The following is a 6,963-nucleotide window of genomic DNA, read 5'->3' as shown; positions in this document are numbered from 1 at the left end:
AAAACCAGTTGCACTGGGTGCTGGATGTGAGTTTAGGTGAGGATGCGTGCCAGATATACCGTGGTAATGCAGCGACTAATCTTGCCACGATGCGACACTTTGGTTTGAATATGTTACGCGCTGAGAAGCGAAAAATGAGTATCAGAAGAAAGCAGCGTCAGGCATTGATGAATGAGGCTTATTTGGATGCGGTGCTTGAAGCCGGCATGAGTGTGGTTATTAAATGACCACTCGTAATCTCACCCTGCACAGTATGCCCACTCGTAAATGGGAAATGTACTCAAGATTGGCAAAAGGGATTAACAATTTTCATTGATACAGGTGTAGTCGAAAGCTTCGATGCTAACGATAAAATTATTAGGGTCATTGATGAATTCGATTCGAAAGATTTTTTAACATACAATAAAAGTTCGATAAAGTTTCAACCTGATGGGTTAGCTTCTGGAAGTAATGGTACTTTCAAGTATTGCCCACGAACAATTGATAGCAAAAATTCCCGTGCAATCGTTGTTAATCAGGCGGGTAGAGTTCGCCTTTCTACCGCAAAGAATATCAATTGCGATTAAATTTAAATATATACTCCCTATTTAAATTTAATTATATAAAAGCAAGAAAATCAATTTATTGGGTATATTGAAAATATAGAATAGATACTGACCATTAGAGTCTCCTCGCATATACTTAGCTAAGTTTTAACGAGGATAGCTACATGTTAATTATTTCAAGAGGATTTACCTTAGTCGAACTGATGGTCACAATTGCCGTAGCAGCAATCCTACTAGCCATAGGGGTTCCATCACTTACGTCGCTATACGAAGGGACACGCAGCGCTAATGAAATACGAAAAATTAGTGATGTGTTTGCTTTTGCAAGAAACCAAGCTGTCAACTATGGCGCAACAGTAACAGTCTGCCCATACGCGGCATCACCATGCGGCACAGACTGGAATAAAGGATTCAGTGTATATATTGACAATGGAGGTGCCAAGAATGTATTGAAAGTGATCGATAGTTTCAATACACACGATGTAATTTCCCTATCAGGGCCCGCCGATAAAAAAATTGATTTTACACCCGATGGTTTAGTCTCAGTTGAAACATCAATTATCTATTGTTCAAATGGGCAAAGTGACAATTCTAAAAGCATAAACATTAGCACTTCAGGTTTAATAAAAGAGGGCGCAGATGGGAAAAGCTGCACATAAAATATGGGAGACTAAATCTATCGTTCACTACCCTAAAATAATATTATCCTTAAATCGTTCGTTGTTAACATTTAAAAATACATGCTGATGTTTATCTAGGTGTTAACTTATCCAAAACTTGTGCCTTAGTATTAGTAAATTCAGCGTTTAATGCGACACACTCCTCAACACTATAGATGTAATATTTCAATCCATCATTTGATTGGCGAGTAGTACCAACAAGGCTAGCCATTCTCACATTCATTTCACTACTCTTCCAATGATAGAAGGCAATCTCAGCACTTTTCTTTGATGTAATGTAGCATTTGAAGTCTTGTTCGCTGACTGTTGCTCCAGAGTCAGCCCAAACTAAGCTTGGTAAGAAAGCCACCGTTATAAAGAGGTTTATTAATTTCATTTCCAACACTCCGCACTCGGACCTTTTGCCCCAGTATCTGATATTGTTAAAGGAGAGCACGAGGCATCACGGCTAGCCTGACCCCCTTGAGCAACTGCCTTAATCGTAAAGCTTGATGCACCACTTGATGATACAGAGTAATGTTTGTGTTCAGTGATATAAGGGTTGGCCCCTACAAGTTTTGTTAAATCAGTAGCATATTTTTTATTATCGAGATAATACTGTTCCTGCAAGTTTGCTATACGCATCAAAGCAGCTAACCCTTCTGATCTTGCACTCTGAGCAATGTACTGCGTATAAGAAGGGTATGCAATCGATGCCAAAATACCAATGATCACGACGGCGATCATCACCTCTATCAGGGTAAAACCTTTAAGTTGAACCTTCATAAATTAATAACTCATTCATTTATATGATAATAAATTTTATTAACACCTAACCCAGAAGCAACGTTGATTGTACCTGTATAATCCCCATTTTCATTTTTCTCACCTTTACCAACTCCAATAATATAGATATAGGGATCTTTACCGGATTCAGGTGCAGGAATAACAATCTGCGGTGTATCCGGTACACGTTCACCCAGTTCATAATATAATTGAGAAAAGGATCTCGTTCCTTTGTGCAGATCGAACGGATATAATTTGCCAGAACCAGACACCAAACACACGTTATCGGCAACCGAGTCTGCAGGGGGAGAATAAGAAGTGAAATAAACTTTGCCTTGGACAATCAAGGCAGCTGTTAAACTCTTTTCACCTAGACCACTAAAATCATAGAACCAGCCGAGTTTTTTACCGAAACTTATGTTGTCGGCTTCAGACGCAGGTGCATTAGAAGTCACATCATAGAGATCATTGATTGTGATCGCCTCGGGAACATCACCGCCAGTAAAACTCTTAGTCACCACATTACGATCTTGCAATGTAAAAAACATATCATTGATATCAGTAGATGATGGGTGGGGTCGCGTTCCACTTCCAATCACCACCGCATCATAGGGAACATTTTGATAAGTTTTAGTCGTAGTAGTACCACTCTCTGTTGTCACCTTAACTTCGGATAAATTAGTAAACATCGTTTGTGCTACAACAGGTTCTGCATAAAAACGACGATTATTACTATCTGTACCACCTAAAGAAGCAAATTTAAATGCACTCCAACTCGACTTACTTGCACTTGGAAGATCAATGCGCCAGACATTTGCACCGACATCGGAGGCATAAATCCTATCTGTATACCCATCATTATTACTATCAAGTACGGCGACTGAGTTTGGAATGCTATCCTGAATACCAGAAAGTACTGTTGCACCCGATGCAGAGCCACCAAATGAATGAATCAAAGTTCCCTTCTCTGCATCGACAATATAAACCGCACGACCTACCGGAGAAGATGAAGGAGTTGCATCAAAACTAACATCGTAGCCACCACCAAAAATGAGTACAGGCTTTTCATAACCAACGATTTTCGTCACTATAGGCTCAGACCATGTTTGTCCAAGATCAGAAAAACCATCCGTTGATGGATTAATAGTCCACATTAGAGAAGGGCTATCAGGGTTTGTCACATTGAGGGCATAATAAGACGAGCCACCTCGACGCATCCCCATATAGACCCATGCTTTAATCACTTTACCCTCAGCATCAGTTTCTGTGTAAGCAACTGGAGATGAATCCATTCCGTATACTGTGTGTACACCTGAAGGATCATTACTTCTCAGTTCTGTTAAATTAGGCAATAACTCATAGGGAATAAAGCCCCAAGTCTCTGATACAGATTCGCCCGCATCTTTAAACATATGCACAACACCTTGATTAGTGCCAAGCATGATACGAATATCAGTCGCGCTTTTTGTGCCGAAATTGAGTGCAAGTGGCTTAGAATGAAGAGGATCACCCATAACATCATTACGTTTATCTGTCGTACTACCATCTTTATTATCGTCGTCGACATCTATCCCATTAAGCCAATTTAACGTATTAGCAAGCTCATCTACGCTAGTTCTCATATAGCTAGCTAGCGCAGCATCACCGCCTGCTGCAGTTTGTGCATTAGCAAGTGTTAAAGGCGTTAAACTGGAGGACCCATTTAAGTTACTTACAATATTCCTAACTTCTTGCTTTCTGATTTGTGCCGCGACTCCGCCGACTTCAACTTTATTCCCATCCTTTTGCGCAACACAATCCGACCATATAGTACAGGCACCATCTTTAATATTGCCGTTATCTGCTATAGCTGCATTCCCTTTACTATCAACCAATGTTCCATCTGCGGTTACTTTTAATTTTTTTAAATTACCGCTCCAACGAGGTCCTTTGCCTGGAAGAAACATAGCGTAATAAGCGGCATCAAATGTCTGAGTCCTATCAAAATTATTACTAGCAATACTTGGAGATGTAAAACTTGAATCAATATTCAAAATATTTGATAACGCATCATTAAGTGCATTCTGTAGTTCAAGACTGTTTTGAGCAGCAAAATATAAACCACCACCTCTTTTAGCCGTCTCAGCAAGTAAAGGTGCGGCATCTTCTGCACCTTTACTAAAACCAATAGTATAAGTACGAACATTCTGCATTTGTTCAGTATTTGAACTGTCCAACTTGTTAATTAAGTCGTTATTAAACATATAACTAGCTAATGCGGGCAAATAGCTTGCTGTATCTAGATTTTTAGAAAATGAAGAGTAATCCCCTTCTTTACTTCCTGTGGCAGTTAAACTAATAACGTCATTATTCGCATTTTTATCAACTGTTGGAGAGCCATCAGTGACATAGATAACATAAGCAATATCCGTACATACTTTAAATGGACTTGCGTAGTTACCACTCTTCTCCACTAAGCTGTCATACGGTGGTTTATTTCCAACATAAGAGCCATAATCTGTATCACTATGACCATATTTAACGCCCTTACCGGCAAAATAACGGTAAGCTTCATACATAGTCTCACATAGTGGTGTATTTGTTTTTGCCAGCAAATTATCAATAGTAGTTAATAAACTAGCACGCGTACTATCCGTCATCTGAGTAATGCCAGATACAATTCGACCACCGTCTCGATTACCTTCATTTGGATAATTATAATTAAATACAGCAAGTCCAAAATCCACTGTTGGAGTTGAACTAATAATATTAGAAATCGCTTTCTTCGCAATTTCTAGTCTTGAAACTTTTACCGTTGGTAATTTTCCCGCTTTAGATAATCCGTACCATCTTAGGTAATTATCAGTGTACAAGGTAATAGGTTGTCCAACACCAAAGTCAGTATTATTGGCTGCGGCTAAAGCATTGCTCCAAGTTGTTCCTGGTAGTGAGGAAGTAAAATATGGATACGCTTTCTTTTTACTACCTGACCCCGTTGTTACCCCGTTAGCAGGAAATCCATTAGGATATGATGATGAATTACTCGGATTTATTTGAGAAATATCTTCCCAACAATCAATTACTTTTATTGCTGTACCGTTTGTTTCAGGTAGTTCTTTCCAAACACCAGTAGTACCACTTGATGTGAACTCTCTTATATACCCAGTAAAACGACCAAACTCTGCTAATGCAGCTTTGCTTTGACTACATCCATTTAAACTAGCTTTAAAATTACGCTTATCAGAGCTAGTATCAGGGGTGGGTAATCCTCCACCGCCAACAGCATAATAAATAAGAGTATCACTATACCCAGAACCACTTACGGCTGGGTAGTCATAGTTAGGGTCATAATCTACAACCTGAGTAATTTCTTCAGTCGACATACTTCCTGAGTTATCAAATATAACGAGCACTTTAGGTCTTGCGCCCGTTCGAGTTGTTGATTCTTTTACATATAACTCAGTATCGTCACTAAAGGAGAAAGCCGACACAAAAGTCAGCGCAAGTAGTATAGAACAAGCCAGCTTTTTAATAATCATATCTAACTCCCAGTTAAAACTTCTTGCTCCACACCTGCGACAACAGTGAGTTGGCCCAGTTTATCTCTACCAAATTCTGCTGTACTACTAATCTCAACACGCCGACAGCTGATTAAATTACCACTATTTGGCCTTGTACTCCGCTGGCATCCAACATCTTTTGCACTAATGACAACATTACCTGCAGCATCAACTTCATAAGGAATTGGCGTTAACGTTTGGTTAGAACCAAATTCAACCACAGATGAAATCTCAGATAGTTTGGCTAAGCTAGCACCTTTATTGGCTTCGATTGCCGCCTCTAAGCCACCATCAGCAACAGACTTAGCCTCTATACGTTCTGATCCTGCTCCAGACATACGCATAGATTGGGTCGAATTAACAGCCAAAGCGACACCAATAATAGTCATAAGCAACAATATGATAAGTGCAAAAAATAATACAATTCCTTTTTGCTTTTTCATCTTACCAACCTTCTAATTTCTAATTAACACTGGATTTGCAAGCACCATAGTCGTCGAAACTATCTTGCGTCGATAATGATCATTCAAATTTTTAATTTCCTTATCGCCCAGAGTGTAAGTAGTTTCATTGGTGTAACTTTTATCTTCATCAATAGCGCGAACCAACAAGAAAACCCTTAAGGCAACAAGTCTTTGAAATAATTCGTTGTCCCACATTAATGTGGTTACATTTTCTGCTGGCATAAAACTATCGGCGGTATCGTCTCCATTACTATCAAAACCATAAAGAATACGCATATTCTCAATGCCTTCAACTAACTGCTCTTCGTTATTCATGCCATTATTCTTGGTTAATGTTTTTCGGCGTAGAACAGGTACAGAACCATCATTTTTAATAAAATAAATATGATGCTGATATTCCCAAAAACGAGCATTTTCGAGTACTGGATTGGGAGGATTACCGCCTTTAAACATCACAGCTTCACTCGAAGTTGCAGCCATATAAAAACGCTCGCCATTGGGATTAGTCACTGGTGGGCCAACTAATCTTTTAATTTGAATGATATCCGTATTCTGATTCACACCTGATAAGCAACTTAATGTATCCCCACTCTCGCCCTCTTCATATCCCCATAGACGCCTAAAGTGTGCAGGTTCAGCATTAGGTAAAGTACCGTTATTTACACCTGCACCAATACAATCATTTGCAACACCATCCCTCAAGGTCATATTGGTTCCAAGTACAAAATCAGTTCCCGTTATGTCCCCCATAAAACCTAACTGACTAATGTCTCTTTCCATGAGCGACAAAGCTATTCGTCCATTTTCTTGCAATTGGTTAAACTGGCTCGTTGTGATCACATTGGAAGAAGACATACTAAACATGCCAAAAAGCCCAAGAGTGAGAAATAAGCCAATGACCATAGAGACCATTAGCTCAACCAGCGACATCCCTTTCTCACAGTTTTTTAAATTATCCATACATAGTTAA

General features: G+C 39.3%; 6 protein-coding genes and 2 pseudogenes. 3 read left to right on the top strand and 5 right to left on the bottom strand.

The window, feature by feature from the left end:
• The 3 genes and pseudogenes from L5M28_RS19645 to L5M28_RS19635 all read left to right on the top strand — a co-directional run.
• Nucleotides 1–227: pseudogene (locus L5M28_RS19645) on the top strand (ISAs1 family transposase); the annotation flags it as partial.
• A gap of 21 nt (nucleotides 228–248) precedes the next feature.
• Nucleotides 249–566: pseudogene (locus tag L5M28_RS19640) on the top strand (GspH/FimT family protein); the annotation flags it as partial.
• A gap of 143 nt (nucleotides 567–709) precedes the next feature.
• Complete coding sequence (locus tag L5M28_RS19635; RefSeq protein WP_028760913.1) at nucleotides 710–1,204, top strand: GspH/FimT family pseudopilin; 495 nt, start codon at nucleotides 710–712, stop codon at nucleotides 1,202–1,204.
• A 91-nt stretch (nucleotides 1,205–1,295) separates the two neighbouring features.
• Here the strand turns inward: L5M28_RS19635 and L5M28_RS19630 are convergent, their stop codons facing one another.
• From L5M28_RS19630 to L5M28_RS19610, 5 genes are read right to left on the bottom strand one after another with little or no spacing between them, the layout of a single operon-like run.
• Complete coding sequence (locus tag L5M28_RS19630; RefSeq protein WP_263196195.1) at nucleotides 1,296–1,601, bottom strand: TapY2 family type IVa secretion system protein; 306 nt, start codon at nucleotides 1,599–1,601, stop codon at nucleotides 1,296–1,298.
• Nucleotides 1,598–1,990, bottom strand: coding sequence for a type IV pilin protein (locus L5M28_RS19625; protein WP_263196197.1), 393 nt, complete (start codon nucleotides 1,988–1,990; stop codon nucleotides 1,598–1,600). The genes L5M28_RS19630 and L5M28_RS19625 overlap by 4 nt, the downstream gene beginning before the upstream one ends.
• Nucleotides 1,991–2,001: 11 nt before the next feature.
• On the bottom strand, nucleotides 2,002–5,508 hold the full coding sequence (locus L5M28_RS19620) for a pilus assembly protein (protein ID WP_263196199.1): 3,507 nt from the start codon (nucleotides 5,506–5,508) through the stop codon (nucleotides 2,002–2,004).
• 2 nt (nucleotides 5,509–5,510) lie between these two features.
• A complete protein-coding gene (locus L5M28_RS19615) occupies nucleotides 5,511–5,972 on the bottom strand; it encodes a PilX N-terminal domain-containing pilus assembly protein (RefSeq protein ID WP_105249936.1) in 462 nt (153 codons plus the stop codon).
• A 12-nt stretch (nucleotides 5,973–5,984) separates the two neighbouring features.
• Nucleotides 5,985–6,953: a PilW family protein gene (locus L5M28_RS19610; protein WP_263196201.1), complete on the bottom strand. Its 969-nt coding sequence runs from the start codon at nucleotides 6,951–6,953 to the stop codon at nucleotides 5,985–5,987.
• Nucleotides 6,954–6,963: the final 10 nt, after the last annotated feature.

Origin of the sequence: Shewanella sp. SW32 (genome assembly GCF_025653365.1) — a bacterium.
GTDB classification, from domain to species: domain Bacteria; phylum Pseudomonadota; class Gammaproteobacteria; order Enterobacterales; family Shewanellaceae; genus Shewanella; species Shewanella oncorhynchi.
Note: the sequence above shows the minus strand (reverse complement) of the source record. Positions and strands in the feature narration are given on the sequence as shown.